This is a genomic window from Marisediminitalea lipolytica, assembly GCF_001758465.1.
Lineage (GTDB): Bacteria > Pseudomonadota > Gammaproteobacteria > Enterobacterales > Alteromonadaceae > Alteromonas > Alteromonas lipolytica.
This window is the reverse complement of sequence record NZ_MJIC01000010.1, coordinates 209,888-236,802: the sequence shown is the minus strand read 5'-3', so window position 1 is coordinate 236,802 and position 26,915 is coordinate 209,888. Positions and strand designations below refer to the sequence as shown.

General features: G+C 47.5%; 29 protein-coding genes. 13 read left to right on the top strand and 16 right to left on the bottom strand.

All coding sequences use genetic code 11. The features are described from left to right. Positions 1-249: 249 nt before the first annotated feature. From BFC17_RS06600 to BFC17_RS06585, 4 genes are all read left to right on the top strand, one after another. Positions 250-894: a hypothetical protein gene (locus BFC17_RS06600; protein ID WP_070175665.1), complete on the top strand. Its 645-nt coding sequence runs from the start codon at positions 250-252 to the stop codon at positions 892-894. A gap of 220 nt (positions 895-1,114) precedes the next feature. Continuing rightward, the gene (locus BFC17_RS06595; RefSeq protein WP_070175664.1) at positions 1,115-1,813 is read left to right on the top strand and encodes a DUF8198 family protein; all 699 of its coding nucleotides are present in this window, start codon (positions 1,115-1,117) and stop codon (positions 1,811-1,813) included. After that, positions 1,806-2,261 (top strand): acyl-CoA thioesterase, encoded by a 456-nt coding sequence (locus tag BFC17_RS06590; protein WP_070175663.1) that lies wholly within the window; start codon positions 1,806-1,808, stop codon positions 2,259-2,261. Before BFC17_RS06595 ends, BFC17_RS06590 begins: the two co-directional genes overlap by 8 nt. A 3-nt stretch (positions 2,262-2,264) precedes the next feature. Beyond that, positions 2,265-3,407 carry a retropepsin-like aspartic protease family protein gene (locus BFC17_RS06585; protein ID WP_070175662.1) on the top strand — a complete coding sequence of 381 codons (1,143 nt, stop codon included), beginning with the start codon at positions 2,265-2,267 and terminating at the stop codon, positions 3,405-3,407. Positions 3,408-3,414: 7 nt separating this feature from the next. Here the strand turns inward: BFC17_RS06585 and BFC17_RS06580 are convergent, their stop codons facing one another. The 3 genes from BFC17_RS06580 to BFC17_RS06570 all read right to left on the bottom strand — a co-directional run bounded on the left by BFC17_RS06580 (position 3,415) and on the right by BFC17_RS06570 (position 5,829). Further along, positions 3,415-4,446 carry a GGDEF domain-containing protein gene (locus BFC17_RS06580; protein WP_070175661.1) on the bottom strand — a complete coding sequence of 344 codons (1,032 nt, stop codon included), beginning with the start codon at positions 4,444-4,446 and terminating at the stop codon, positions 3,415-3,417. Between the two features lie 143 nt (positions 4,447-4,589). Then, positions 4,590-4,826 (bottom strand): thioredoxin family protein, encoded by a 237-nt coding sequence (locus BFC17_RS06575; protein ID WP_070175660.1) that lies wholly within the window; start codon positions 4,824-4,826, stop codon positions 4,590-4,592. Between the two features lie 10 nt (positions 4,827-4,836). Continuing rightward, entirely contained in the window at positions 4,837-5,829 is a 993-nt protein-coding gene (locus BFC17_RS06570) for a permease (RefSeq protein ID WP_070175659.1), read from the bottom strand. A 384-nt stretch (positions 5,830-6,213) separates the two neighbouring features. Between BFC17_RS06570 and BFC17_RS06565 the strand changes: the two genes are divergently transcribed. Together BFC17_RS06565 and BFC17_RS06560 are read left to right on the top strand one after the other, a co-directional pair. After that, the gene (locus BFC17_RS06565) at positions 6,214-7,500 is read left to right on the top strand and encodes a cation:proton antiporter (protein WP_070175658.1); all 1,287 of its coding nucleotides are present in this window, start codon (positions 6,214-6,216) and stop codon (positions 7,498-7,500) included. Positions 7,501-7,724: 224 nt separating this feature from the next. Continuing rightward, positions 7,725-8,297, top strand: coding sequence for a cytochrome b (locus BFC17_RS06560; protein WP_070175657.1), 573 nt, complete (start codon positions 7,725-7,727; stop codon positions 8,295-8,297). A gap of 119 nt (positions 8,298-8,416) precedes the next feature. On the opposite strand, the gene BFC17_RS06555 is transcribed toward BFC17_RS06560, so the two are convergent. After that, positions 8,417-10,030 (bottom strand): GMC family oxidoreductase, encoded by a 1,614-nt coding sequence (locus tag BFC17_RS06555; protein ID WP_070175656.1) that lies wholly within the window; start codon positions 10,028-10,030, stop codon positions 8,417-8,419. 182 nt (positions 10,031-10,212) lie between these two features. Here BFC17_RS06555 and BFC17_RS06550 point away from each other — a divergent pair, with 182 nt between their 5' ends. Then, complete coding sequence (locus BFC17_RS06550) at positions 10,213-10,956, top strand: hypothetical protein (protein WP_083271619.1); 744 nt, start codon at positions 10,213-10,215, stop codon at positions 10,954-10,956. Positions 10,957-11,261: 305 nt separating this feature from the next. Here the strand turns inward: BFC17_RS06550 and BFC17_RS06545 are convergent, their stop codons facing one another. The 7 genes from BFC17_RS06545 to BFC17_RS06515 form a co-directional block, all read right to left on the bottom strand. After that, a complete protein-coding gene (locus BFC17_RS06545) occupies positions 11,262-11,564 on the bottom strand; it encodes a type II toxin-antitoxin system RelE/ParE family toxin (RefSeq protein WP_070175655.1) in 303 nt (100 codons plus the stop codon). After that, the gene (locus tag BFC17_RS06540) at positions 11,561-11,803 is read right to left on the bottom strand and encodes a type II toxin-antitoxin system ParD family antitoxin (RefSeq protein ID WP_070175654.1); all 243 of its coding nucleotides are present in this window, start codon (positions 11,801-11,803) and stop codon (positions 11,561-11,563) included. The genes BFC17_RS06545 and BFC17_RS06540 overlap by 4 nt, the downstream gene beginning before the upstream one ends. A gap of 280 nt (positions 11,804-12,083) precedes the next feature. Next, positions 12,084-12,521 (bottom strand): DUF3291 domain-containing protein, encoded by a 438-nt coding sequence (locus BFC17_RS06535; RefSeq protein ID WP_070175653.1) that lies wholly within the window; start codon positions 12,519-12,521, stop codon positions 12,084-12,086. Positions 12,522-12,608: 87 nt separating this feature from the next. Beyond that, positions 12,609-13,433 (bottom strand): putative RNA methyltransferase, encoded by an 825-nt coding sequence (locus tag BFC17_RS06530; RefSeq protein WP_070175652.1) that lies wholly within the window; start codon positions 13,431-13,433, stop codon positions 12,609-12,611. A 35-nt stretch (positions 13,434-13,468) separates the two neighbouring features. Continuing rightward, positions 13,469-14,911: a wax ester/triacylglycerol synthase domain-containing protein gene (locus BFC17_RS06525; protein WP_070175651.1), complete on the bottom strand. Its 1,443-nt coding sequence runs from the start codon at positions 14,909-14,911 to the stop codon at positions 13,469-13,471. Then, a complete protein-coding gene (locus BFC17_RS06520; protein ID WP_070175650.1) occupies positions 14,911-15,567 on the bottom strand; it encodes a TetR/AcrR family transcriptional regulator in 657 nt (218 codons plus the stop codon). The genes BFC17_RS06525 and BFC17_RS06520 overlap by 1 nt, the downstream gene beginning before the upstream one ends. 13 nt (positions 15,568-15,580) lie before the next feature. After that, entirely contained in the window at positions 15,581-16,792 is a 1,212-nt protein-coding gene (locus BFC17_RS06515) for a DUF445 domain-containing protein (protein WP_070175649.1), read from the bottom strand. A gap of 229 nt (positions 16,793-17,021) precedes the next feature. On the opposite strand from BFC17_RS06515, the gene BFC17_RS06510 reads away from it, so the two are divergent. From BFC17_RS06510 to BFC17_RS06485, 6 genes are all read left to right on the top strand, one after another. After that, positions 17,022-18,494 carry a DUF3336 domain-containing protein gene (locus tag BFC17_RS06510; protein WP_070175648.1) on the top strand — a complete coding sequence of 491 codons (1,473 nt, stop codon included), beginning with the start codon at positions 17,022-17,024 and terminating at the stop codon, positions 18,492-18,494. A gap of 36 nt (positions 18,495-18,530) precedes the next feature. After that, positions 18,531-18,860 (top strand): DUF2834 domain-containing protein, encoded by a 330-nt coding sequence (locus tag BFC17_RS06505; RefSeq protein WP_070175647.1) that lies wholly within the window; start codon positions 18,531-18,533, stop codon positions 18,858-18,860. 100 nt (positions 18,861-18,960) lie between these two features. After that, the gene (locus BFC17_RS06500; RefSeq protein WP_070175646.1) at positions 18,961-19,536 is read left to right on the top strand and encodes a sugar O-acetyltransferase; all 576 of its coding nucleotides are present in this window, start codon (positions 18,961-18,963) and stop codon (positions 19,534-19,536) included. A 36-nt stretch (positions 19,537-19,572) separates the two neighbouring features. Next, positions 19,573-20,049, top strand: a complete 477-nt coding sequence (locus BFC17_RS06495) for a LabA-like NYN domain-containing protein (RefSeq protein WP_070175645.1) — start codon at positions 19,573-19,575, stop codon at positions 20,047-20,049. 82 nt (positions 20,050-20,131) lie between these two features. Beyond that, entirely contained in the window at positions 20,132-21,190 is a 1,059-nt protein-coding gene (locus BFC17_RS06490; RefSeq protein ID WP_070175644.1) for a hypothetical protein, read from the top strand. Between the two features lie 75 nt (positions 21,191-21,265). Further along, entirely contained in the window at positions 21,266-21,772 is a 507-nt protein-coding gene (locus BFC17_RS06485) for a DUF2059 domain-containing protein (protein WP_070175643.1), read from the top strand. 142 nt (positions 21,773-21,914) lie between these two features. Here BFC17_RS06485 and BFC17_RS06480 read toward each other — a convergent pair whose 3' ends face one another. The 5 genes from BFC17_RS06480 to fadR all read right to left on the bottom strand — a co-directional run bounded on the left by BFC17_RS06480 (position 21,915) and on the right by fadR (position 26,638). After that, positions 21,915-22,688, bottom strand: coding sequence for a hypothetical protein (locus BFC17_RS06480; RefSeq protein ID WP_070175642.1), 774 nt, complete (start codon positions 22,686-22,688; stop codon positions 21,915-21,917). Positions 22,689-22,718: 30 nt separating this feature from the next. Then, positions 22,719-24,452, bottom strand: a complete 1,734-nt coding sequence (locus BFC17_RS06475; RefSeq protein ID WP_070175641.1) for a hypothetical protein — start codon at positions 24,450-24,452, stop codon at positions 22,719-22,721. A gap of 413 nt (positions 24,453-24,865) precedes the next feature. Further along, a complete protein-coding gene (locus BFC17_RS06470; protein ID WP_070175640.1) occupies positions 24,866-25,399 on the bottom strand; it encodes a hypothetical protein in 534 nt (177 codons plus the stop codon). A gap of 47 nt (positions 25,400-25,446) precedes the next feature. Then, positions 25,447-25,806 (bottom strand): phasin-related domain-containing protein, encoded by a 360-nt coding sequence (locus BFC17_RS06465; RefSeq protein ID WP_070175639.1) that lies wholly within the window; start codon positions 25,804-25,806, stop codon positions 25,447-25,449. Between the two features lie 121 nt (positions 25,807-25,927). Next, positions 25,928-26,638, bottom strand: coding sequence for a fatty acid metabolism transcriptional regulator FadR (gene fadR / locus BFC17_RS06460; protein ID WP_070175638.1), 711 nt, complete (start codon positions 26,636-26,638; stop codon positions 25,928-25,930). Positions 26,639-26,915 lie beyond the last annotated feature (277 nt).

Here is a 26,915-nt window from a genome sequence, read left to right as displayed (position 1 = left end):
GGATTAAAAATACGGGCGCGAAGCATAGCAAAAAGTGCGGCAGCAGACTACATCACTAGCAATGTATAAACCGCTGATATTAAGCCTGTCAGGCACACCTAATTACGCCCTCTTTTGTCAGCTTTTTTTACAACAAAATCAAACAGCCTTAAATATAATATATTTATCAAAAGGTTAAAACTTGGCATAAAATTAGCTTTATATAGTATTAACAAATCATTTATGAAGTTTGGTTAAGGTAAAGTTGCTATGATGCCCCTACTGAAGTTAGCAGTGTTATTTACATTCACTTTTGTATTCAGCGCCAAAGCGGCACTGGTTGAAGTCCTCCCTCAGAGTTACACTTTCGACAGAGCTACCGATTGCGGTACGTACTGTTACCATGATGAAACCGGTGTGCAACTTATAGACGGCAAGTATGGCAGTAATATCTGGCAAGCCAATTTGGGCAATGGGCCTGCTTACGAATGGCTCGGCTGGACCGATCGGAGCGTGTCGCTTATTTTTGACTTTGGAAACATAACGACCATCAATCAGATTGTCGTTGGCACAGTTCAGGACCATATTAATGATGTTGTCTTTCCATCCATTTACGCTTATACAAGTTCGGATGGCGTAAATTACGGGTCCCTTATTGGGTCTCTTAACGTACCGGAAAGCGCAGCGAATAATCAATCCCATGGTTCCCTCACATTGTCGGGCTTTAATCAGGCGTCCCGTTATTTTATGGTTGATCTGGCTTTTTCTTTCAACGGCCCCTGGACATTTGCAGACGAAGTCGATTTTTATAAAACAGCATCAACCCCTGTACCTGCACCTCAGTCTCTCCTGTTATTTTCGATGGGCCTGTTACTGATAACTCTGCGCCGTAATCCGTTATTCAATCGTTCTTAACAATATAACAGGCCTGGCAGCAATGCACCGCTCCGGGCCAATGCATCTGCGGCAACTCCTTAGGCTTTTTACTTTCAGCAATAACTCAACCTCCCCCGTCTGCCTGAGTGACATTTCTCAAAATGTAACAAAATAGCTGAATAGCCATACATGGTTGAATAAAACTAAGATAGGATACAATCAAGGTTCGTTTGTAAGCATCTAAACAACAGGACGGTATGTGGTTGACGAGATAATTACTCATCTGCGTCAGGTGAATGCCCGGCGCTCTCTGGCAGAACAAATGCAATTGTTGGCGCCCATCCAGGCACTACAACAATGGCAATGCCAACGATTGCTGGCCACTCATGCAGAGCTGGCTAAAAAACAAAGCTACGCCAAAGCCATGGATTTTTTTGTAGAAGAACTTTACGGCCCTAAGGATTTTAGTCAGCGGGATGCCGATCTGATGCGGGTGATCCCCAAGCTGGCCAAGGCATTACCCAACAAAGCCATGCATGCCATTGAACAAGCATTGTGGTTGAATGCTTTATCCTTTGAATTAGATATGGCCGTTGCCCAGGCACTTGAGGGCAAGGAACTTAACCGTGACACCTACGCGCTGGCTTATCGACAAGTGGGGCGCGGCGCAGACCGGGCGCAGCAAATCCGTATTGTTGCCGGGCTGGGTGAGCAACTGGCCGATGTGGTAAAAATCCCGGGCATCGGCCTGTTGATTAAGCTTTCCCGAAGACCGGCCAAAATGGCCGGGCTGCTAAGCATGCACGAATTTCTGGAACGGGGATTTGTTGCCTTCAAGGATTTAGGCGATGTAAAAGCCTTTATCGAACCGGTTATTGCCACCGAAACCCAGCTTAATCAGCAGTTGCTAAACCCTGATATTGATTTAACCACTGAGAATCCGCTTCCCTATGTCTGAAAATATTGTCTGGCAATATCCGGCCCCGTTTATTACTCACTGGAAAATCCAGCCCGAGGATATCGATCACTACAATCATGTGAACAACGTGGCATATTTGAGCCAGCAGGAAAAGCTGGCCTGGGCCCATTCCCGCGCCCTGGGACTAGGGTTTGAGCACTATCAGGAAATCGGCCGCGGCATGGTTATTTTTCGCCACGAGTTAAACTATTTAAAACCCGCGTTGCTGGGCGACACCCTGCAATGTGCCACCTGGATAACCCAGTGTGATGGCAAAATCACCCTTACCCGCGAATTTCAGTACGTGCGTGAAAGCGATGGAGAAACCCTGTACCGGGGCAAAACCCAGTTTGCCTGCGTAAAACTGGCAACCGGCTCTCCCACCCGAATGCCAAAAGCCTTTGTGGATATATACCAGCCAGCCTGTCTGGCCGCTCAGGGAAAATAATTCATGCAACGTTTAACTTACACATTGCTGCTGTCACTGTGTTTAGCGTGCTCAATCGCATTAAATATTTACTTGCTGTGGCCACAAAGCGAGCCTGTCCATGCTGAGCGGACAAGTGCGCTTAGTGATACGCCAATCAGCCTGCCTGAAAATAGCGATACTAACAGTCAGCCAGATAACGTTGTACAAAAAGCATCACGCACTACCGCAACAGAGACGATTGCGCCGCAACAAACCAGCCAGCCTGAAGACGCACAACGCTGGCTGAACAACGGCGAATTTGCCCGCGTTGAGCGCTATTTGATTGAAACTCTGCGTGAACAGCCAGACTCACCCGCTTTACTGCTGCTGGAAGCGGATTTTATTCTGGCCACTCAACCGTTGAGTACAGCGGTACTGCATTTTTATTCGTTGCAGGAATTAACGGTGTTTAATCGCAGCCAACGGGAAACCCTAATTAACCGCACCAACGAGCTGGTCGCTAATACTGTTAAGGCGTTGTATAACGCTGGCGACTGGGATTTACTGGCGCAGTTTATCGAACCTTTGTTTCAACTTAACAGTACCGACGAGACGTTAGCGTTAAAGTTGGCCGAAGCTTACGCCAGACAACAAAAATTCACCCTGATGGAAGACGTGCTGGCAAACCTTAATGCCAACAATGCCGGAGCTCGCAGCCTTCGCCAGCGCTTTGTGCCGGATCCGGAAGATAGCAGTGAGAGCACAGAGCAGACTGAGATTGCCTCGGTGCCACAAGACGTTACCCGACTGGCGCTGACCCGCTATGGCGATCAGTATATTGCCAGTACGGAAATACTTAACCACCCTGCGGCGCTTTTGCTGGATACCGGTGCCAGTAGCACCGCCATCAGTCGCGAGCTTTACTTTAGGTTACGCCGGTTTAATCGAATTCCGGTTATCGGTCTGTTTGACGTACGCACTGCCGCTGGCCCCATACGTTCGCCGTTAGTCAGAATCGAGAGTTTTACTCTGGGCCCCTATAAACTGCGTGATATTGGCGTATTTGTGATGCCTGAGGATGCCATGCAGCAAGCCGATGGCCTGCTGGGCATGAATGTATTAAAACAGTTTCATTTTCAGTTAGATCAGAACAACGCGGAACTATTGTTGTCGCCGCGGTTATAACAAGCCGCTAAAAGAGATCGATCTCACCTTCTTCAAACGTCTCAAGGCGCGCATGCCCCTGCGCCACCAGGTCATCAAAGAACGTCATACGGTTTCGACCATTTTCTTTACTGTAATAAAGCGCCTGATCAGCATAATCCATTAATGTCATGTGAAAAACATTAGGATCCACAGCCACCACACCCAGACTAATAGTAAGCCTGTCAATTTTTGAAAACTGAGTATCTTCAATGGTCTGGCGGAAACGCTCCAGAATTACTTCAACGGCCTGACGATCCTGGGCCTTGACCAGCGCGATGAATTCTTCGCCACCAAAACGGAACAATAAGTCATCGATTTTAAATTCAGTCCGCATGATCTGAGCAAAGCGAACCAGTACTTCGTCGCCGAATAAGTGCCCGAACTGGTCGTTTACACTTTTAAAATGGTCTATATCAATGGCGCATAACCAGTAACCATCGTTCTCCTGTGCGGTCGCATCTTCAGACTCAGACACATGCTCCCTGATCAGTTCACACACACGGTAGATAGCAGATTCAAAGGTTTTACGGTTAGACAAACCGGTGAGCTCATCAGTTTGAGAATGTGCCAGCAAAGAGCTGAAGTTGCGGTATATTTCCAGCACACCAGCAATCAGATAAGAATCAGCTTGGGTAATGGCACGTGGAAACGCAACAAGTAAATAATAGGTGACGGTGCGTTCCTGGGTTAACACATATATGGCCAGGGACTGATGACCAATTCGCTCTATGTAATTATCCAGCTCCGCCTGATGCACTTTAGTTATGGCTTTGGTCACCCGCTCATCCAGATCGATATCATTTGAGTTTATATCGAGTCCGTCACTGGTATACTTTACCTGCTTCACAAACCGGCAATCCTGAGTGACAGCGAGGGTTTGTACGCGCGTTTTCGTTAACAGTGCAGACAAACTTTTTAATAAACTGAAGTTAAGTAATTCAAAGTCTTTCTGCGCAGTAAGCCCGGAGATGTGCTCCAGAATATTGTGCGTATTTTGCGTGGTAGTGGCTTGAACCATCGTAAATAGAAACGTTAATCATAGTTATATAACTTATACTACCACGTTCCTCATCGTTTATACTAAAGACTCAGTTTTAATTGCTTAACCACCATAAAAATACAACTAAAGTATAAATCTAATTGGTGATGTACTCTCTGCAATTACCGTTTCAACCATGCCTTAATCTCTTCGGTATGAGGAATAGAGCCGGTATGAACTATCTGGTCGTCGATAACCACTGCCGGTGTACTCATTACGCCGTATTGCATAATCACCTGAGGATCGGTTTGTTTGCTAACCTCAGCTTCAACACCCAGCTCCTGGGCCAGTTTTTCCAATTGCTCAGCGGTTTTACTGCACTTTGCACAACCGCTGCCTAACACCATTATTTTTTTCATTGTTTACGCCTTACATCAAAGCAGATACTACATTCAGCAACCAGCCCACCAGGGTAAATGACACCAGTAACAGGGCAAAAACCGTAGCCAGCAAACGCCATTGCATCACTTGTTTTAATAAAATGAATTCCGGGAAACTGGCAGCGACTGTGCTCATGCAAAACGCCACTGTAGTTCCCACCGGCAAACCATTTACAATCAGACTTTCCATAACCGGAATAACGCCGGTAGCATTAGAATACAGCGGGATACCTAACACCACCGCGGCTGGCACCGACCACCACTGACCGTCGCCTAAGTGCTGAGCTATCCAGCCCTCCGGCACAAATCCATGCAACGCAGCGCCCAGCCCAACCCCGATGATCACCCATTTCCACACGCGACCAAAGATATCGCTGGCTTCCTCTTTGGCAAACTGATGCCGCTGGGCAAAGGTTAATTTTTGTGCGGCAGCCACTTGCCCGGCTGGTTTTCTTTGCCGGGCATTTTGCAAGGCCTTTAACGCAAAATCCTGCAACCAGCGCTCAGCGCCTATACTATCCAGAAAAGCACCGCCCAAAATGCCCACAGTCAGACCAATGAGCACGTACATTAAAGTGATTTTCCAGCCCAACAGGCCCATTAGTAGCAACACGGCCACTTCGTTAATTAGCGGTGAGGTAAGCAGAAAAGCCATGGTGATCCCCACCGGAATACCGGCTGAGGTAAAGCCTAAAAACACCGGAATAGAAGAACAGGAACAAAACGGCGTTACGGCGCCAAAAACAGCCCCTGATAAATAGCCCACGCCTTTGTTTTTACCCTGCAGATAGTCTCTGACCCGCTCCACGTTCAGCGATGCACGCAACAATGCAATCACATAAATCATCACCAGCAGTAACACATAAATTTTGCTGACATCCTCAATAAAAAAATGCACCGCATCGCCCAGTTTACTTTGTGGCGATAAGCCCAGCATTGAGTAGGTCAGCCAGTCTGCCAGTTGAGTAAAAATTTCAAACATCTTAAATCTTACATGGCTCCGGTTGCTTGCTGAGTTAATGCTACGCCAATTAATCAATATTAATATTGTTTTAGAACAATAATAAGATGTGTGGAATTAATCATTTTTCCTGAGCTACAGCAGTTCAGACCGCAACACAGAAGCTTGGCCGCAAACTAGATGACTAGGCAAGCACTTAATGTCACCATCCACGTTACAAGCATTGTCATCATCGCCCTTTGGTGTTCTAGCATTGCACAGAATTTTCACCTGTCAGCCCTAACAATCATGGTCATGTCTGAGGCCATCGGGGCTGCAACGCAGCTATAACAAATAATGCGCATCATTCGTTACGGCTGCCCCTAAATACCAGTTTTACAATTTGTTTTATATCAGGATCTTTTAATGAATACGTGGTACCTACTGTGCTTTTTATCGGCACTGGCCATTTTGATCGCGTTTGCCAATCAATACCTCCTTAAACTTCAAACTACTATTGCTATTACTACCGGTTCGGTACTGCTCTCTCTGGTACTCATGTTTTCCTACTCATTAATGGGCGAAGACATAGCCGCGCCTATTAGCCAGGCGCTACAAAGTCTGGATCTTAATCAGTTACTGCTTAAAGGGATGCTGGGGTTCCTGTTATTTGCCGGTGCCATGGAAATCGATTTACATGAGCTTAAAAAGCAACGCTGGGAAATCACGGTGCTGGTAATATTTTCGACCCTGACCTCGACGTTACTGGTGGGCTATCTTTCGTTCTGGTTGCTCGGTGCAATAGGCTGGCCGGTGCCCTTTATTTATTGTTTGCTGTTTGGCGCACTGATAAGTCCTACCGACCCGATTGCCGTACTGGCCATTATCAAACAGATGAATGCCCCGGAAGGTATTTCCATTCAGGTAGAAGGTGAATCGCTGTTTAACGATGGGGTTGGCCTGGTGGTCTTTACCACAATTTTCGCAGTAGCCTTTAACGGCGGTGAAGCGACCTTTAGCGGTGTAGCCGAGCTGTTTATCAGTGATGCACTGGGCGGCATTTTATTTGGCTTTGCGCTAGCCGTAAGCGGGCATTATTTAATGTTGTTGTCGAAGGACGACGTGAATATTCGTCTGCTAATCACGCTGATTATTCCTTCGGCTGGTTTTGCCCTGGCCAACTTAATGGAGGTGTCCGGCGCGCTGGCCATGGTTGTTTCGGGCATTTTTATCGGTAATGTTACCCGCGCCAAAGTAGCGAACCAGGACGATCCCAGAAGTGCAAACTATATCAGCAACTTCTGGCATGCCACCGACAGTTTTTTAAACTCACTGCTGTTTTTGCTGATCGGTCTGGCTCTGGTAATGCTGCCGATAACCTTTGCAGAAATGGCGGTCAGCTTGCTGTTTATTCCGGTGGTGCTGCTATCCAGATTTATTAGTGTTGGCCTGCCCTTTAGTGTGTTCCGCCGGTTCCGGCAATATGATGTAAACTCGGTTAAAATTCTCACCTGGGGCGGATTACGCGGCGGTCTGGCCTTAGCCATGGCGGCCTCTATTCCTACTCAGGTTGCCAGTGTTAATAATGTGGATATTCATAACCTTATCCTGCTTATTACCTACGTAATTGTAATATTCTCCATTGTGGTACAAGGCCTCACAATTGCCCCAATGATCCGCACCAGTATTAAAGCGGCCAATACAACCCGATAACGCGCAGAAGCTGAGCCAGCAACCCGCGCTGGCCAGCTTTTCTTGTATTTGCCGTAAAAGCCTACCCCCAACCAATTCATTGATCTTTTTCAGGTATTTCACAAAAAGTCATTGTCTTGGCCTGATTTTTATCATCTACTAGCACCGGCCAAAACGGCGCAGTTAATGCCTTTGCCGCCGTTAGTTTTGTTTATCCTTATGCTGCATTGATAAGAGAATTCACCATGATGACAGATACCCAACAACAATTAAGTAAAACCACTATTTTGCTCCACTGGCTGGTTGCCCTGCTGATGATTGCCCTGCTTGCCGTAGGCATTTACATGACCGAAAACAAAGACTACAGCCTGTACGGCTTACATAAATCTTTTGGCGTTGTGGTATTGGTACTGGCGCTGGCACGGGTAGCCTGGCGAATTAAAAACGGCTGGCCACTGGCTGCCGGAAATTACAAAGCCTGGGAGCACAAGCTTTCGCATATCGTGCACTGGATATTAATTATCGGTACGCTGATTATGCCCATTTCCGGCGTTATAATGTCTTCCATGGGTGGCCACAACGTACCGCTGTTTGGTTTTGATCTGATTCCGGCCAATCACGATCCGGCTAACCCGCAGGCAGTACTGGCACGTAATGCTGAACTCGGCGAAGTTGCTGAAGCCGTGCACGCTATTGTAGGTTACCTGCTTATCCTGTGTATTGTGCTGCACGTTGCCGGCGCCCTGAAGCATCATATTATCGATAAAGATGGTACGCTGATGCGCATGAAAGGTAAGCGGATTGATTTTAACAGTTAATCTTCTTTAGCTACTTAAATATATAAACGTAAAACGGGCAAAGCACTCCACTTTGCCCGTTTTGTTTTTGTCGTTAAGGTAGCTATTTCAACGTCCTGAAATTCCGCTTATGCCGGCTTTTACATTTGTTCAGCCCGGATCCATTCCGCCGCTCTTTCGGCAATCATTATGGTTGGCGCATTGGTATTGCCGCCTACCAGACTCGGCATTACCGAAGCATCCACCACTCTTAATCCGGCAATGTTTTTTACCTTTAACTGAGTGTCTACCACTGCCATAGGATCGTTCGCCGCCCCCATTTTACAGGTGCCCACCGGGTGGTAGATAGTTTCAGCCCGCTCGCGAATAAAGGCCTCAATATCCTCATCGGAGTCGAGGCTATGCCCGCTAATACTAAGGTATCCTTCATACTCTGCAAACGCGCTGCTGCGGAGGATAGTTTGCGCCCAGTTTACCGCATCTTTCATCACAGTAAGGTCTTCCCCCGCGGCCAGGTAATTAGGCTGAATCGCCGGATGATCGGCCGGATGGTTACTTTGCAGGGTAATTTCCCCGCGGCTTTTTGGGTACAACGCACAAACATGTAAACCATAACCAAAGCCGTGCACAAACCGGCGGCCATGGTCCTGTAAAATCGCCGGTAAAAAGTGAAACTGAATATCAGGGATGTCACTGGCCTGCGAGGAACGGACAAAACCGCCGGCTTCGGCTACATTGGATGAAAAGATATAATCCCGTTTAAACAAATAGCGAAATGCAGCCTTTGCATACCGAGGAATAGCGCTGGCTGCAATGGGATAGCCAACGGGCTTTTTGGTGCGGTATTGCACTATGGCATCCAGATGATCCTGCAGATTTTTACCCACGCCGGGTAAATCCTGCTGCACATAAATGCCTTTATCCTGTAGCTCAGCGGCCGGGCCTATGCCTGAAAGCATCAGCAAATGCGGCGAATTAATGGCCCCGGCACTTAAAATAACCTCGCGGGAGGCCATTAACCGCATGGCTTTGCCCTTACAACGAACCTGCACGCCCGTTGCCCGTTGCTGTTTGATAAGCACACGTTCTGCCAATGCAGAAGTAAGAATTGTGAGATTGCCACGCTGGCGCGCCTCGCTTAAATACGCTTTGGCCGCAGAGCAGCGCTGCCCATTGCGCTGGGTGACGTGGTAAAAACCCAGTCCTTCTCGTTCCCGGCGATTAAAGTCGGTGCGAACCGGCAGATTAACGCACTGTGCAGCCTCAACAAATGCACTTGAGATTTCAGCGGTATGGCGCAGATTATTGACATCTAAAGGCCCACCGGCCCCGTGAAATTCATCACTGCCACCACAAAAATTCTCGGCCCGCTTAAAATACGGCAATACCGAAGCAAAATCCCAGCCCGATGCGCCTTGTTTGGCCCAGTTGTCATAATCTTCAGCCTGACCGCGGATATAACACATAGCGTTAATCGAACTGGAGCCACCCAGTGTTTTACCCCGCGGCCAGAATAATTCTCTGTCATTCAGCGCAGTCTGTGGCTCGGTATAATACCCCCAGCCGAGACTGTCAAAGCGCGCTAGCAGGGATAATCCAAAGGGAATATGAATAAAGGGGTTATTGTCTTTGCCACCGGCTTCTACCAGACAAACCCTGATCATGGGGTTTTCGGTTAAACGTGCGGCCAGCACTGCTCCTGCCGAGCCGCCGCCGACAATGACATAATCAAATTGTTGAACCGGAATATGCATTAGCCACCCAAACGCCGTAGAACCGCCAGAAGCACAATCAACTCATTGTACCAGTTGAGTTAACGCTACGCCATTCAGGCTAACTAAGCAAAACATTTTATCCCTTGAGCCGCACAGAACAGCACTGCTATGATTTACCGCAAAAGACCCGGACTGTGTCGATACAAAGACCAAGGAATAGAGTGCTGTTACCTCAACTAAGCTGGCGCGATAAGCTTAATACACTGGTTGGCTATTGCCTGATAAAAACCGGCCGCCTGCAACATGATATTTTTACCGAACAGGAACTCAATGCGCTGATTGCGCCGTACTTCCCGTTCTCGGAACAGTTGACGGTGCCTATCGGCGAAGGCCACTTTAGCTGCCTGGAAGGGCAGCTGAGTATGCCCGTTTCGAGCAACCGGTTAACCCTGCAAATGCTGTGCGCTATTGAAGTAAAAGTTATGGGCACCCCCATTTATAAAGCCCATGCTGCGGCTGGTTTAAGTGCTTTACCGAATTATTTTCCCGCCAGTGCTTCGCTGCATATCACCGATACCCGGGTGGACTTTATCCACCTGCTTAACGACCACTACAGTCTGGTAAAGGACACCCAGTTTATTATTGATAAGCTCTTACCCCTGCCCTTATCAGGCCTGGGTTCACTGCTGGGACAACCGCTACGCTCTGCGCTTAGTCTGGTCTCTGCCGGTTCAACCGATCAGGCTCTGGACTACCTGAAGCTTTACTTACAAGGCAGCACCCAACGTATTCTGGATTACCACAAACCCAAACTGGCCAAAGCCTTGTTAGCAAAGCTGGAAGAACGCTCGCTGGAATACACCATGGACGACAACCACTGGCGTGAGTTTTTGTTTGCCCGCTATGGCAAACGCGTGGATGTAGAAGACCAGCAGCTCAAGTTTTATTTTACTGAAGCCCCTTAATTTGTAATTCTCATTTAAAAATCAAAATCTTAATGCCTTAAGAGGGACTCGAAGAGACCATTAAGATATTTGATTTTACTATTCACGACAGCGTTAGTCAGTGCCTGCGAAGTAGTTGAATGCGTTGACGCTCAGTTCGAAAGAGAGCCTATTCCGCTTAAAGATGAAGCACATTTTGCATTGGCGTTTCCAGACGGCGAGCGCCAGTCTTATACCGTAAAATGCGAAAAGTATTATGACGCTATGTGTGCAGAACGAGGCAACAGCTGAAAATTCGCCACTACAAACTACCTCTGTTAGCGGCGTTATACGCCGACTCGTAAAGGATTTACATCCATACTTTTATGAAGAATTCTTGCAATCAGAATTTCCTGGCTACCTGTTTGCTTATAGAAAATAACGTGACTACCTTGCGGAAACTTTCTGTACCCGGCCCTTATTTCGTTGCAGCTTTTGCCGATATCAGGATTTTCAGACAACATCCAAAATGAATCGTCGAACTGTTTTAGATATACATTACGCTGTTCTCGACCCCATTTCCGTTGTGTAAACAATGCGATATCTTTTAAATCGGATTTTGCGAGTACAGTTAACTTAAATGGTTTCACTCTTTTAATTCACCATCTAGTTCTGATATCAGGTGCTCAAGGTCGTATTCAGCTTCGCCACTTTCCTCACCTGCTACAAGTAATTGACGCAAAGTGTTTAATTTGGTTTCCTGTGTTTCTAGCAAGCGAAGAGCTGAGCGAATCACTTCGCTAGCTGAGCCATACCGACCAGTTTGAATTTGACTAGCAATAAAGCTATCAAAATGGTCTCCAAGGGTTATGCTGGTATTTTTAGCCATTTGATTTCTCCAAGTACCAATATATACCTAATTATGGTATTTGTGCGTTGTGAGTCAATAGCGCATATCAAGCACATTTAGCCGGTTACTACCCCTTTTGTCAGTGTGATATCCGCTTTAGAAAATTATTGGTTCTAGAGTGAGCTTGGTGGACTTTATCGAAATAACCGTGCCCAGTTACCCTATACTGAGACAGACTTAATTGGAATTTTCAGCAATGATTAAGTTAGAACTCACCCAAGTGATTGGGCAGTGAGGATATTTTTGGCTAATTTTTATTTCAGCCCGCTTTCGCAGCAAATTTAAAGCTAAACGCAAACTCACTTTCGCCGTGTTCCCGAAGATGAATCAGCCGTTTTTCCGCTTCTTTAACGTCGGGCATATGCCCGTCTTCAATCCACCACATCACATAAGATGCGCTATCAAGGGGTTCAAACCACTCTTTTTTGCGCTTAAGAAAATCGATGTGATGGGTTTTGAACATAAATTGCTTTAATGACTGTACATTCTGCCACACCGACATATTCACAATGAGTTGCGGGTCGTCGAAGATATGGATCCCCGTGGCATTACCGCTGTCATCCTTTAAACGCCAGATAAAACCAGGGCTGTTTTCGGCAATGGTGTTTATTGGGTCAATGTTATTAACAAAATCCGCCATGCCAACAGAATCCATGGCGAATTTGGGTTTAGCAATATTAAGCTGGGCAAGATGCATTGTCATTCCTTAACAATCGGGTGGCATCTCACTACTATGTGGCCTGTTGAATAATTACTCAATACACAAATAGACTAAAAAAGCGGCTTAACTGTGTGTGCGCTGCCAAACATGCACCGCAAAGTCAGCTTCGACCCGGGTAATATCCGCAAACACGTCATCCGCTTTATCTCTAGGGAGTCGCCAGTAATAAGGTGTCATTTCAAGCAAAGCCTGGCGGGTTTGATCGTCGCTCAGGTCTACGGTAAAGCTCACCCGTTGCTCGGTAAGCCGCGTAAAACCGGGCTTTTCAGCGAAATTTACCTCATGTTCGCGGGGGTTATCATAAATGGCCTGTTTAATAGACCACAGATGCTGCTGGGCCGGGTCCACCTTAATCAGTAATCCGCCGGGAGCAATCAGCCTTTCGTATTCGCTGTCACTGCCGGGGGCGAATACCTGCAGCATCACATTTTGTGACGCATCAGCTAAGGGTAAATTAACGCTGCTGGCCACCGCAAAAAAGCAGTTTTTATACCGTTTTGCCGCTAAATCCACCGCATGTTTGGCAATATCACTACCTGATGCCTGCACAGCTCGCCCACACTCAGTTAACGCGTCAGCAATATAGCCTAAGTAACTGCCCTCGCCGCAGCCGGCATCAAACACGGTTAACGCTTGATCCGCTGGCATGTGTTCGGCAATGATCTCCACCAGCGCAGCCATGAGTGGCGCATAGCCTTTAGCGTCGTGAAAGCTGCGGCGGGCATTCAACATGGTTTTATCATCACCGGGCTGTTTAGACTTTTTTTGCTGAACCGGCAGCAGATTCAGGTAACCCGATTTGGCTTCATCAAAGGCATGACGATTCTCACAGCGCCAGGTGCGCTCGGATTGGTGTAATGGTTGCTGACAAAGGGGACAACGCCACATGGCAATACCTCAGTAAAACAGGAGCGGCAATGCTACTAGTGATCGCTGACAATGGAAAGTGGCACCTCATCGCTGTGCTCACCAATATCATCGATACTCAGACTCGGATCGTCGATACTGGCTTCCAGCATATCAAAGGCTTCGCGACAATAATCGGCCAGTGGCTGCAATGAGTAAATATGCTGGTTACAGCACACCATGCCAATATTAGCTACGCCGTTGTAGGTCATCAAGGTAATATTCACGCCGCCACCGGGCGTTTGGGTAGAAATGGGATAACAAGCCAGCAGTTTACTGTCTTTAAAGTACTTCTGGTGTTTTGGTCCGGGAATATTCGACACCAGCACATTGGCAATGGGTTTTACCCAATCGGAAATATGCAGCCATTCAAATACCAGTGCGACGGCCTGAATAACAATGGTATAGCCGCTAAAGGCCGATGGCCGGGCACGCTGGGCGGCCTGTTTTACAATGCGGTGATGATAAATAATCTGCCGCAGGCGCAAATAAGGGTCGCTTTCGTCATGGGCCAGTTGCACCGGCACAATGGCAATACGGTTGCCGGTGGTTTTCTCGCCGGGTTTGCGCAGGTTAATGGGCATGTTGGTATACAGTGCGCGGGTAAATACATGGCCATGATCCTGCAACAGGCGGTGCACGCCAATATCAAAGGCCGTTAACAGCACTTCGTTGGCCGAGGCACGGGTGCGTTTGGCTAATGCCTGTACCCGGGCAAATTCCAGATCAAAGGTAGCGACTGCCCTGCCCGATTTTACCTGGCCTGTCAGCACTGTGCGGGTACCGGTAAAGGGCACCGGCATATAATGGCGGTTAATCCGTACCAGTCGCAGCAACAAACGGGTAAATATCACCGCTAAATCCTTACCGGTGAGCAAGGTTTCCCACACGTTTACCCAAAAGCGTTTCATGGGTTTATAGTGCTTTCTTTTTTGCTGGCGCAAGCGCTTTATGGCCCATACCGGCACAAAGCCTTCCGTTTGGGCATCATCCAGATAGCCCGCCTGGAACCAGCGAACCAGCGTTGCACCATCGCCATACATGTGGTGCACCCGGGCATAAATGGCAAACGTACGCTGCTTAGGCGAATACAGAAAATGGTACTGCCATAACGGCTTATCCGGGTCGAGCCGGGTTTCGTGCATGCGGGCAACAAAATCATCCAGTGCCACTCTGTCGTGCACATCCTCCACCTGATGGCATTGCACGTGATAATCCATGTACATGTGCTTAACCGGCTGTAAGCCCAGTGGCCAGATAAATACCGCCTTTACCCGGCAGTTAAATGGCGGGCACGCCCGGGCGAAGCCCTGCATTTCTTCATGCAGCGCGGTTACATAGGTTTTTGGCTCGCTCCCTTCTGGCATTTCCAGCAACTGCAGGCAACCCACATGTTTGGGGTTGGCTCTGGACTCGGTGATCCAGAAAGAGCGGTCTAAAAATGACAGCTTCTGGCTCATCAGCTGCCCTGTACCGTGAGGTTGGCCATAGAATGATGCTCTATGGCTTTACGCAATTGCCCGACGGTTTGCTCGGCAAGCGTAAAACGCGGCAGTAACGCTGTCATGATCAGACTCAGCGCATGGAATTTCTGCGCCTGGGGATCGTCGTTACTGCGTAAATCATCATACTGATTGGACTGGGTTAAAATCATCATAATTAAATCCACCATCAGGCGCTGTTCGGCGGCGCTGGCCAGTAGCTGTTGTTGTGTGGCGAAGTTCTGTAACAATTCCCGTAAACTCGATTCAAGGTGGCGTAATTGCTGTTTGTGCCAGTGCTTCACCTTAGGGTATTTTTCGGCTAAATCGGCCGGACTTCGATACATAAACCGAAACAACTGCTGTTTATCCAGCACGATGGCCAAAAAATAAAAGAAGTCCTCGGCCTGCACTTTTTCCAGCGTGGCCGGACGTAACAGGGTTTGCATGACTTCGGTATACCAATGCAGCAGCCCGTCAATAATTTGCTCTTTACCTTTAAAATGGTAGTACAAATTTCCCGGACTAATATCCAGCTCCATGGCAATATCCACCGACGTAACACTGTTTTCGCCCTGCTCATTAAACAGGGTGAGTGCGGTGGCCAGGATCCGCTCTGCCGTTTTACTTGCCATAACCAGTTGTGCCCTAGCCCATCATTAACAGATAAAGTTGCGCCACACCGGCCGCCATTCCAAGCAGTGCGCCGGTGATAATCAGCTTCCATTCATCCTGCTGATAGGCCGGTCTTAACACGCCCTCAAATTCTTCGCTGCTTAGCGCCCGCAGCCGCTCGCATAAATCATCGCCCACCCGTAACGCCTGATTAGCATAGTCAAAGGCGTAAAGCAGGTATTTATCGGTATCCTCAAACAGGCGCTTAACCGCCATGGATTTCATTTTGAAGTAGTTTTCTGAGCCCACACCCAGGGCAAAATAAGGCTGTGCAATGGCCACATAGCGCTCGATGGCGTCGTTCACATGCAGCTCTATAAGCTCCAGTAACTGCGCCGAGCCCGACCCGTGCAGAATCATATGCGTAATATTTTTGGAGTTAATCAGTTTGGTTTCGATAATATCGGCATACACCCGGGAAACTTCTACCTGGCGCTTTAAGAACATGCCCTGAATAGTAAAGCCCATAAACCGAATGGGGCGTTTAGGCTCAAAGATAATCTTTATCGCTATCCAGTTAGTTGCATAGCCCACCAGTAAACCGCCAAGCGGTAATATCCACCAGGCCTGGTACAGGTACCACAGCGCCATGGTAGGTAAACCGAATAAGAAACCAAAATAAAAACCAGACCGAACAATAAACGGGAATTCCCGTTCACCGGAACGCAGGAAAATTTCGTTAATCAACTCGGGGGAATTCACCAGTTGTTCAACCACCAGCTCTTTAATGTCGAGAATTTCGTTAACGTTGTGCTGGAAGTCTTCCACCATTTTGGTAACCACATAGGGAATGTCGTCTTCGATGCGGCGATACACCAGGTTTTTGCCCTGAACAGGCAATGCAGCCCATAGCTGGGGGGCGGATTCTTCCATGACTTCATTAACGATTTTACGCACCACCTGATTCAGGCGGTGTTCGATAGCCTTGGTGAGCGCTTCAGGTTCAAGGCGGCCGGCGAGTTCTTCCACGCTCAGCAATTTGCCCAGCACCAACTCCACTTCGATTTCTGCCATTTGCCGGCGTTTGGCCGGGATCAGGCCCTGCCAGCCAAACACAGGCGGGATCCCCACAAACTTGAGGGGATAAAACATCATTTTAACCGCCAGATAGTTAGTCCCCCATCCCACTATTGCGCTGATTAGCGGGATCGACAGCAAACTAAGGGTTTGTACATTCCATTCCATGTTGGTGCTACAAGGCTATTGTTATCATTGTCACTGTTCAGGCTACTTTGTGGCCGGGTATTGGTCAAATTAACTTTGCTTATAGATAGCGAAAGATCAAACCCTTGCCGGTTTTTGTGGTCTGAGAAATTAGTTAGCCGATTCTAATTGTTCGCTCTACACTGCCAGTATAGGCGCGAATGCCGGAACCACCATTCCGGAAACTCATGAACACGGTGCCGGGGGAAGTATGACGTTGTTTCAATCACAATTAGGCCAGTTAGAGCGAGCCATTGAGCACGCCGGTAGCTATCAGCAATATAAAGAAGCCTGTGAAGCCCACGATGACCTCTCTGGTGCTAATGACTGGAAAGCCAAGGATCCCTGCCGCTTATATGATTACCGCCTGATCAGAAAACGGGTACAGCGCATTAAATTTGCCCAGAGTCAGAACAATATCAGCGGCCTGATGTCGATATTACACGAAGGCCTGCACGGCAATTTGGGCAACATCGCCAACCCGGAGCTTTTGGGGCATTGTAAAATTGGTACTAAGCATCTGATTGAAGAATTTATCACTCAGGTGGTCAGTGCGCTGGAACAGATTTATCACGCCGACGAAGCCCATATCGACTTTTACGACAAACTGTCGTTTTTTGAAGAAACCGCCCATGCCTTTGGGCGCAGTTGCCTGATGCTATCCGGCGGCGCCGGACTGGGCTTCTTCCATTGCGGTGTGGTGAAATCCCTCAACGAACAAAACCTGTTACCCACGGTAATTTCTGGTGCCAGTGCCGGTTCAATTATCGCCGGTATGCTGGGTACCCGCACCCACGGTGAATTGCTTGAAGCCTTAAGTGCCGAATTTATTTTTGAGCATTTTCAGAATTGGCGCTTATGGGGAGGCCTGGGCCGCAAAAGCCTGCTGGACTCGCGCGCGCTGGAAAACACCCTGATCACGTTATTCGACCTGACCACCTTTGAGGAAGCCTATAAAAAAACCGGGCGACATATTACGGTTACCGTTTCCCCGGCAGATTTACATCAGTACTCCCGCTTGTTAAATGCCAAGACCTCACCCAATGCACTGATTATGCAGGCCATCAGAGCATCCTGTGCGGTGCCGCTGCTGTTTACTTCGGTTCAGCTTAAAGCCAAAACCGCTAGTGGCGATATTGTGCCGTACATACCTAACCGGCGCTTTGCCGATGGTTCAATCATGGCAGACTTGCCCTTTGAGCGGCTGGCCCGTTTATATGGCGTAAATCATAGTATCGTAAGCCAGACCAACCCGCTGGCCGTGCCCTTTTTATCAGGCTCGCGCACCCAGGCCAAAACGTTGTCGAGTATGACATTCCGTCATATACGCCAACTGGCCAAGGCCAACAGCATTTATGCATTTGACATCATGGAGCACCTGATGCCCAACCGCAGCAGCAAACTGGCTATCCATAAAGTGCGCTCGGTGATCGACCAGCAATATGTTGGCAATATTAATATTCTGCCGCAAAAGCAGTTGCGCAATTTAATGCAGGTTGCCGCCAACCCCACCCTTGAAAGTATTCAGGAGCTAATCAGCAGCGGGGAACGGGCCACCTGGCCACAACTGGACGTAATTGAACGCAACACCAAAATCAGTGAAACCCTGCGCAGTCGGTTACGGGCGTTAAAAGCTCGCGAGGCGCGATTGTTCGACCACGTGCCAGAGGGTATTATGGAGTAACATCCACCAGGAAAGATTGCTCTCAAGGATAAGCCATTGTCACTCAAACACATCTACCTGATTTTAACGATTGTTGGCGCGGCATTACCCCTGTCTCAGTTTATTCCCTGGCTGCTCGCCAATGGCCTTGATATCCCGCTATTCTTTAAACAACTGTTAGCGACACCTGTCAGTCGCTTTTTCGCTTTTGATGTAGTGGTATCAGCACTCGTACTGTTCACTTTTATACTGGTGGAAGGCAAGCGCCTTAATATTCAAAAATACTGGGTGGGGATCGTGGCCACACTTTGCGTGGGCGTATCGGTGGGTTTACCGCTCTTTTTGTATCAGCGCCAGGCAAAGCTCGATTCTGCAGCACAGAACTAACCTGTAGTTTATCAGATGATGGGGTTATTCGTCTCAGCCTGGCTTGAAGCGCCACAAAACAGCGCCACTTTCACACAAAGTATTAGTTTGGAGTAAATCTATGAGTACTGAGCGCCCAGCCATTATTAACGCCTTACACGCCGGAGAGGCTGTTTCCATTTCGCACCCGGATATGCCACTGCTTACTCAAGCTGCCAGCGACGCCTTTGCTGCGCTTAAAGCCTTTAATCAGGCCCATGAAATTGCCGAAATGCGTGATTTATTTGCTGAGGTAATTGGCAGCAAGCTGGACGACACCACACTGGTTTACCCTCCGTTTTACACCAATCACGGCAAAAACATTACCCTTGGCAAAGGGGTATTTATAAACCATGCCTGTTCTATGCTGGATTTAGGCGGCATTGAGATCCACGATGAAGTGATGATTGGCCCTCGTGTAAACATTACGTCAGAAAACCACCCTGTCTCACCGGCTGAGCGCAAAACCCTGGTACCCGGTAAAGTGATTATTAAAAAGAACGCCTGGATTGGCGCTGATGCCACCATTTTACCCGGCGTCACCATTGGTGAACATACCGTGGTTGCCGCTGGCGCTGTTGTGACCCAGGACGTGCCGGATAATACTGTTGTAGGCGGTGTACCAGCCAAAGTACTGAAAGAAAATATTGCGGATTAACCGCACAATGTAACCCGCAATAAAGAAGAGTAACCGATGGAAAAAGTAGCCATTTTTGTTGACGTACAAAACGTGTATTACACCAGTCGACAGACCTATAAGAAAAACTTTGATTACAATGCGTTCTGGCGGCGGGCCACCGCTAATCGCAAAGTCGTTAAAGCTATTGCTTATGCCATCGAACGCGGTGACACCAAGCAACACGAATTTCAGAATATCCTGCGCGCCATTGGTTTTGAGGTAAAACTCAAACCCTTTATTCAACGTGCCGATGGCTCCGCCAAAGGCGATTGGGATGTTGGCCTGACTATCGACATGATGGATTATGCAGAAGAGGCCGATACCCTGGTGTTGGTGTCTGGCGACGGCGACTTTAGTCTGCTCTGTGACAGACTAAGACAAGACGACACCAAAAAGGTGGAGGTATATGGTGTACCCGCCTTAACGGCAGCATCACTAATGAAATCGGCTACCACGTTTATCCCTATCGACCAGCAGTTGTTACTGGGGTAGACTGAACTTTACAATAGCAGCCCGGTTTGGCTGACAGGATAGATAAACGGCGCCATCTGCCAGTGTTAAGGAAAACATAAAGATGAAAAAAACTACTTTAGTGTTCGTACAATTACTGATGTACCTGATGTTATCGGTAACCGCTTCTGCCAACGAGCTCGACAGTCTCAAGGGTGATAAGCTGTACCAGGCCATTATTGCTAAATATCAGCCTGACAACCTCATCACATTATCGTCAAATCCGGACGTTGAAACGGCTAGTCAATGGTCGAATCAATATCTTGCGTTGATTAAAACCTCACGCATCGAAGATGCCCGCTACATCAGCGAAGCGGTGAGTGCAGGCAGATTAACACCGTCTCACGTTGCCCTCTTTGACCAACAAATCAACAACGATTGGTTTAACCAGGCCATCGCTCAGGTGCAGCAATTGTATATTCAGGTTGAAACGCAGGTCGCCCGGGCCAGTGGCATCGCGCCGGTTATCTCGCAACTGGATGAAAGTACGGCTCAGGCGATGCTAAATATGGAAGGCAGCCCGTTTGCGAATGCCGGGGAAACTCTCGATACCGCAGTCAGTGCCGTTAACATTGCATCGGTACTGGACGAACTCACGGGCGTTGATAACAAAGCTGGTCGGGAGCAACAGCTGGCAGAGTTTATCGCTGCCCGCGATAAGTTCAGCCAGTTAACCGGCTACCCCCAAAAATCGCCTGTCAGCGGCCAAACGGCTGCAACTAAAGAGCAACAGCAACCACCGGCCACAGCTGACAGTCCTGCATCACTCAACACTACAGCTCAATACCCGATTACACGCAAACGGAATAACCCCAAAAGCCTGCATATCTACGTTAATGGGAGTAAGTACAGCGAAATCACCCGCAAAGGCGAAGTCTGGTTTGGTGGCACCTCCGGTGGTTGGGTTGAAGATGACGGCGATATTTATGTAAAAAGCAATTTTAAAGGCGGGTTTGAAGACGACGGTCAGGTGTGGAGCAGCGCCAGGTCGCTAGGCTCAATCGAAAAAAATGGCGACGTATGGTACCGGGGAAGCAAAGTCGCCACCTTCAAGCCAGATGGAAAATTTATCATCAGCGGCGGTGACTATGGTCACCTGGAAGGCAAAGGCGACTGGCGTTAAGCCGCTGTTGTCCTGTTCTTTCACTTTTACGATGACATACAAAAATATTAATCCCTCCCGTTAAAGGAATAACCCATGCGAAAAATACTACTTATACTTTTCACCTCGTTGTGTATCAGCTCAAACGCGCTGGCAGAAACGGGCCAGCGCGCTACCGTTGAGGCACTGTTACTGGCCTCTGGCGCCGATCAAATGGTTAATACCATGTACGATCAAATGGATGTCGCGATGATATCCATGTCCAGGCAATTAGACATAAAAGACGCAGAGCGTGAAGGTTTTGAAAAGCACATGAAAAACGTTAACCAACTCTTGCGGGATGAAATGAGCTGGGAAAAGCTGCGCGACCCGATGATCGACCTGTACATGGCTCATTACACCGAGCAGGAATTACAGGATATGCTGGCTTTTTACCAGTCTGAAACCGGTCAGGCAATGGTACGCAAAATGCCTGAAGTGATTGCTGCATCCATGCAAATTACTCAGGGCATGATGGGCGACATCATGCCGAAAATTCAGGCGATGACTAAACAGTACAGCGAATCGCTAAGAACCCAAAGAGCGAAGAAAAAAGCCGATTAATACCGCTCCGGTTACTGATATGTTGCATCGATAGGTGAACAGTAAGGTTTACTCAAAGATGGCTTTTCCCTGCTATCAAACGACATTTACCAGTGCATCCTACTTTGGAAGCACTGGTTTGCTATGAAATGGACGACATGTTCTAAAACGAGGATGAAATCCCAACTTTTATTGTTGATTCTTCTTCGACCATTTTTGAATTAACCCCTAACTGATTACTGAGGTTAGTTGTGTACTGATAACGGTCAACTGACACAGAGTAACGCAAATTGTCAGTAAGCTCCGCACGCCAGCTAATTCCGGCCTTAAGTCCATCGCCATCCCCCCCGGTAGCTGGGATAGGAAAACCAAAAATGGTTTCTTCCAGCGAAGCTTCCAGATCGGCATAGGCGATGTTTACTGCCAGGACGCCATCTTCGTTAGCAATAATTCCATAGTTGGCACCAATAAACGGGCCATCTGATTCAAACAGGAATGTAGATTGTGCCAGACCATTGGTAGGCGCAAGACCTTTAGACTGAAGCTTCCCCTTGCGATACCCAATAAACACTGAGCCGCTCTCAAAAATACTGTAGCCTGCAGTGACGGTATATTCCTTTCGATCACCGGCCCAGCTTTCAATCGCTGGTACTTCTGGGACAACCTGTACAAACTGCATGTCTGCAGTAACGGATGAACTTAAATCAAGATATATTTTGTTGTAAGCAAAAGTTAAGTTGAACTTATAAACACTTCCTGACTCGGAAAACTGATTGTCCACCTCTGTAATGCCTACGGGAAGCGGGAAGTCACCTTTAAAGCCCAGTGAGTAATGGGTTTGGCCAAATTCCATACTAGGAATAATCGTGATGCCATCAGCGAGGCTACCGCTAACAAAAAGCGCTGTAGATAACGCTACCAGGTTCTTATTGATCATACGTAATCCTCTGTCCTTAATTGAGAAAGTTTAAAATCCAGTAACGATGGGGCGCTTTTTCTTTTTGTTTTTTTCTTCCTGCAAGTGCTGTTGTTTTCTATCGAGCAGCACGATGTAACTGGTATCAATGTCAGTAAAAAAGTTAATCAGATTACTCAACACATTAATTTGTTGTGCTGTTGTTCTTTGATTACCGTCTTCCTCTATGAAGCGGTCGATTGACTCAAGTAATAAGTATTTGGTTTGCTGGTACTGGTTATTTTCCACACCCAAGGTTTCAATTTTGTTCAGATAATACAGCGCGCTAATTTCAAAGGGTTCAAAATATCGTTCCTGGTTAAGTGACTTCAGGAATAGCTGTCTGTAGAGTGCCAGTTTTTTCTGCACCTCTATTTTGCCCAGCAGCATTGCTTTATATTCTACCAGCTGCTCCTGAATACCTAACTTGTCAATGCCAATATTGGTCAATTCAAGGCTGTCTTTCAGAGACAAAGTGTTAAAGGTATTAGTTATCGCTTGTATGCATCGTTGAAGATTACTCGCGTTTCTTGTGTGTTGCGGAATAAGTGCAATCAGTTTGTGATACAGACTAAATGCGTCTGTTTTTGTCGCAGTGATACCACTTTCTAAGTAAGCCTTAAGCTGCGCTTCAGTGCTGTCATATTGAGCTCGGGTGATGGCAGTGCTTTCTATTTCTCTTTGCAGCTGGATAAACACCGGGTAACTCGCTAACGCGGGCTGTTCATTGATCAAGAGCTGGTAATTGGAACGAGTGGCATCAACGTTAGCGTAGGTCAATGCTGTCAGCAAAGACTGCGCCTGCGTGAAAAACTGTTTGTTGATGGCCCGAGTAGCAGCATCAACCTGAGCAGAAAGCAAAGCGCTTATATGGGCTTTTATTGACAAAAAATCCTGATAGCCATCAATGTCCGATGCAGCCGCAGTCTTCATACTTGCAAGATAAGCCTGCTTGACCTGTAATCCTGAATCAAGAAGTACCTGATCGGTAATCGTGTCTCTCAACTCCTTCAATGAGGTCTCTCTGGGCGTAATGGCAACTAAAGTCGTTAACTCAATTATCCAATATCGTTCATTAGAATCCGTTTCATTGAAATCTGTATTAATATCTATGTCACTTAACTTTGAATCAGATTTAGAGATAACTAAATCTTCCTCAATCTCAAAATCAGACATTTTAGAAACAGAACTTACCGCTATTTCACCACCTCGCTCAGCGGCAATGCGTTTTGCAATTTGTTCGCCGCGAGCACGACACAGGACTTTCCGCTCATCAGCACTACAATATTCCTGATGCTCAACTGTAATATCCCGAGGGGTAGTAATAGCAGCGACTTTATCAGCGAAGCGCGTGTCAATTAGCCGAAATTCCTGATCTGCCAATTCGGTTTCAGAGAGCTCTAACGCTGACTGACATTGCTCGTATCGCTGGTTAAAACTTTTTGCCAATATAGCAAGGTTCGCCTGAACAGCCTTCAGTGAGTTTATTGCATCTTGTTGTTCAGAGTCAGCAGGCGATAGTTGTAATTCAATGCGCTTGTCGAGCAGTTGCTTACTCCGGTCTACGTCGACTAACACCTCATTCAATACTTCACATCGAGATTGCAGTTGGCCGACGGTATAGGTAAATTCGGCTAATGCAGATGCATTAGCACGCACTTCACCGCAAAACACACAGCCCAAAGCCGCCCATATAATGAGAATAATATTTTTACGCATGCAGCTATTTAAATCTGGCACTTCCATTATTTAACTCACAACAACCTGGATACCATTTAGTCTCTACCAATCGAGCAACGATGTTCTAAGACCTAAACTGGAATATTCGGCAAAACGAAAAGGTTTGGTTAAATTTTGCTCTAGTTAATCAAACAAGGCACGACATGTATAGCGTTATATTACTGTTCAACCGCCAAATAGAACCAAAGTTTAATAGGCGGTTGGCTTTCTGGTTACGATGGGAGTTAGTCAATACCGATACATTGATTGCTTGAGATACATTTCATGCAACAAAAATAGATCCAGGCAAAATTTCACTATTCTGAGAGAAAAATGAACACTACTCTATTACAGAGCGGCTGGTGATGAAAAAGGCCGAGTAAATAAAAAGCCCGGTACTTTTTCAAGTCACCGGGCTTTTTGGTTTCGTTTAATTCAGGCTATTCAGCCTTGTCAGCATCATCCTTTGGCTTCGCCGGAGCGCGTTTACGCGTTGTGGCGGCCTTCGGGGTTGCAGGCTTTGTTGTTGCTGCTTTAGCGGCTGGCTTTTTGGCCGTGCTACGGGTAGTGCTTGCTGCACGTTTGGTCGCAGGCGTTTTAGCTGTTGCTTCGGCTTGTGCCTTGGCGGCGGCTTGCTTTGCTGCCAGCAATGCCACCTGTTCTACCAGCAAATCCACTTTCGTCGACAGCGCTTCAATTTGCATCGCGCGTTTTTGCTTGGGTGTTGTAAACGCAGGCATCCAGTTGTGCAGGGGCGACTGCCGCCACAGCTCTAACCATTGAGATGGATCGACTGTCTTGCGTAGTTGCGCTTCTACTTCGGCGCCGCGTGAAGCCAGTTCATCCAGCGTTTTCTGCGACTCGCCCACTTTTTGCTGTACCTGCTGATTAGCGGCATTGAGCTGCTCGGTAAACAGGCCTAACCCGGCCTCAAACCAACCCAAAATGGGCGATGTCGGTTTTTTATCTGACATAGTAACTCCTTAGCTGATGCAGGCAGCAGATGCTGCCTGTCCAGGTATTACTTATTTGCTGCCAGCTTAGCAACCGCTTCTGTAAGGGCGTCGACCTTGGCAGAAAGCTCTTCGATCTTCTGATCGGTATCATCCGTATCCAGACCCAGCTTTTTACGAACGTCCGCTACGCGGCTTTCAACTTCACTGGTGGTTTCTTTAAATTTGTCTTTGGCTTCAGATTCCAGCGTCTCGCCTTTGGACACCAGTTCTTCAAACATCTTGTTCGCATCTTTGGTCAGTTTTTCATACTGGCCTTGTGCTTCGTCAACGCTTTTGCCATATGCCCCTAAACCTGCCAACCAGATTTTACGGGCGAATTCTTCAGCTTCGCTGATTTTGCTTTTGATATCGTCTTTAGCTGCCATGATTTGGTCTCCTTTTGCTATCTGTACTCAGTGTAAAAGGAGAATTTAGAAATCACATACTAAAAACAAAAAGAATGGAGAATTGTTTTAGTGCAAACATAAAGAGCCGTGAAAACGGCTCTTAATCAACTAAATCCTGCGGCATGGTATCGCGCACTTCGTTCCAGACTTCGCCGGATGCGACTCCGTACTGCCGCACCACTACGGGAACGGCTTTATAATCGCCTTTTTCGGCCACTTCCTGCAGCTTGGCGTAAAACTCTTTTGCCACATCACGGGCACGCTGATCAGAAAAGAAGAAACCACCGATGCGAGAATACAGGCCACGGAATCCGTTCATCATCAGCACAAACACATTATTACCTGAGGCCAGCGCTAAATCATGGTTAAGCTGATAGTCAAATTGGGCAAATGCCTTGCCGTCTTCTTCGACATCTTTATATCGGGCAATAATGGCAGCAGATTCCTGCGGGTTATTTTTAATCGCACCGCGAATAAAAACAGCGCTTAAGTTAGTTCGGGCGGCTAGCAGATTATCCACCAGTTCCGGAATACCGTCCTGGTCAAGGCGCGCCAGTGTTTCGAGAATGTTCAGGCCACAGGTTTCCCAGAAGTTATTCACTTTGGTTGGTTTGCCATGCTGAATGGTTAACCAGCCATCACGGGCCAAACGCTGTAACACTTCGCGTAACGTGGTTCGGGTAACACCGATAAGTTCGGATAATTCCCGTTCAGCGGGAAGAATGGTGCCGGGAGGGAAACGACCGCTCCAGATTGACTCTACGATGTATTCCTCGGCAAAACCAGCCGGACTTTGTGCCTTGTATATCATAATTGCTCGCCACTGAACGTTCTTTTTATTTTCAAACTGATTGTACCAGATGCATTTTCATATGCACAATGAATAAATCGCCGCTTACCTGCGAATCCGGACTTACTTAAACTCATTCGGTAAAGTGTAACAGTTTTAACCACCAAATCAGCACAATAACTTATAATCAACGGCCTTTTTTATCACCGCAAACTGGCTTTTGACACATAAGTTTCATGGTAGGCTGATTTTCGAACAGCTATGCGCTTATGGTGTGACATACGTCGCTTTACTACTT

Excerpts from the sequence above, each read along its gene's own strand:
- BFC17_RS06600 (WP_070175665.1), top strand. The coding sequence starts at position 250 with ATGATGCCCCTACTGAAGTTAGCAGTGTTATTTACATTCACTTTTGTA.
- BFC17_RS06590 (WP_070175663.1), top strand. The coding sequence starts at position 1,806 with ATGTCTGAAAATATTGTCTGGCAATATCCGGCCCCGTTTATTACTCAC.
- BFC17_RS06585 (WP_070175662.1), top strand. The coding sequence starts at position 2,265 with ATGCAACGTTTAACTTACACATTGCTGCTGTCACTGTGTTTAGCGTGC.
- BFC17_RS06580 (WP_070175661.1), bottom strand. The coding sequence starts at position 4,446 with ATGGTTCAAGCCACTACCACGCAAAATACGCACAATATTCTGGAGCAC.
- BFC17_RS06575 (WP_070175660.1), bottom strand. The coding sequence starts at position 4,826 with ATGAAAAAAATAATGGTGTTAGGCAGCGGTTGTGCAAAGTGCAGTAAA.
- BFC17_RS06570 (WP_070175659.1), bottom strand. The coding sequence starts at position 5,829 with ATGTTTGAAATTTTTACTCAACTGGCAGACTGGCTGACCTACTCAATG.
- BFC17_RS06565 (WP_070175658.1), top strand. The coding sequence starts at position 6,214 with ATGAATACGTGGTACCTACTGTGCTTTTTATCGGCACTGGCCATTTTG.
- BFC17_RS06560 (WP_070175657.1), top strand. The coding sequence starts at position 7,725 with ATGATGACAGATACCCAACAACAATTAAGTAAAACCACTATTTTGCTC.
- BFC17_RS06555 (WP_070175656.1), bottom strand. The coding sequence starts at position 10,030 with ATGCATATTCCGGTTCAACAATTTGATTATGTCATTGTCGGCGGCGGC.
- BFC17_RS06540 (WP_070175654.1), bottom strand. The coding sequence starts at position 11,803 with ATGGCTAAAAATACCAGCATAACCCTTGGAGACCATTTTGATAGCTTT.
- BFC17_RS06535 (WP_070175653.1), bottom strand. The coding sequence starts at position 12,521 with ATGCATCTTGCCCAGCTTAATATTGCTAAACCCAAATTCGCCATGGAT.
- BFC17_RS06530 (WP_070175652.1), bottom strand. The coding sequence starts at position 13,433 with ATGTGGCGTTGTCCCCTTTGTCAGCAACCATTACACCAATCCGAGCGC.
- BFC17_RS06525 (WP_070175651.1), bottom strand. The coding sequence starts at position 14,911 with ATGAGCCAGAAGCTGTCATTTTTAGACCGCTCTTTCTGGATCACCGAG.
- BFC17_RS06520 (WP_070175650.1), bottom strand. The coding sequence starts at position 15,567 with ATGGCAAGTAAAACGGCAGAGCGGATCCTGGCCACCGCACTCACCCTG.
- BFC17_RS06515 (WP_070175649.1), bottom strand. The coding sequence starts at position 16,792 with ATGGAATGGAATGTACAAACCCTTAGTTTGCTGTCGATCCCGCTAATC.
- BFC17_RS06510 (WP_070175648.1), top strand. The coding sequence starts at position 17,022 with ATGACGTTGTTTCAATCACAATTAGGCCAGTTAGAGCGAGCCATTGAG.
- BFC17_RS06500 (WP_070175646.1), top strand. The coding sequence starts at position 18,961 with ATGAGTACTGAGCGCCCAGCCATTATTAACGCCTTACACGCCGGAGAG.
- BFC17_RS06495 (WP_070175645.1), top strand. The coding sequence starts at position 19,573 with ATGGAAAAAGTAGCCATTTTTGTTGACGTACAAAACGTGTATTACACC.
- BFC17_RS06490 (WP_070175644.1), top strand. The coding sequence starts at position 20,132 with ATGAAAAAAACTACTTTAGTGTTCGTACAATTACTGATGTACCTGATG.
- BFC17_RS06485 (WP_070175643.1), top strand. The coding sequence starts at position 21,266 with ATGCGAAAAATACTACTTATACTTTTCACCTCGTTGTGTATCAGCTCA.
- BFC17_RS06480 (WP_070175642.1), bottom strand. The coding sequence starts at position 22,688 with ATGATCAATAAGAACCTGGTAGCGTTATCTACAGCGCTTTTTGTTAGC.
- BFC17_RS06475 (WP_070175641.1), bottom strand. The coding sequence starts at position 24,452 with ATGGAAGTGCCAGATTTAAATAGCTGCATGCGTAAAAATATTATTCTC.
- BFC17_RS06470 (WP_070175640.1), bottom strand. The coding sequence starts at position 25,399 with ATGTCAGATAAAAAACCGACATCGCCCATTTTGGGTTGGTTTGAGGCC.
- BFC17_RS06465 (WP_070175639.1), bottom strand. The coding sequence starts at position 25,806 with ATGGCAGCTAAAGACGATATCAAAAGCAAAATCAGCGAAGCTGAAGAA.
- fadR (WP_070175638.1), bottom strand. The coding sequence starts at position 26,638 with ATGATATACAAGGCACAAAGTCCGGCTGGTTTTGCCGAGGAATACATC.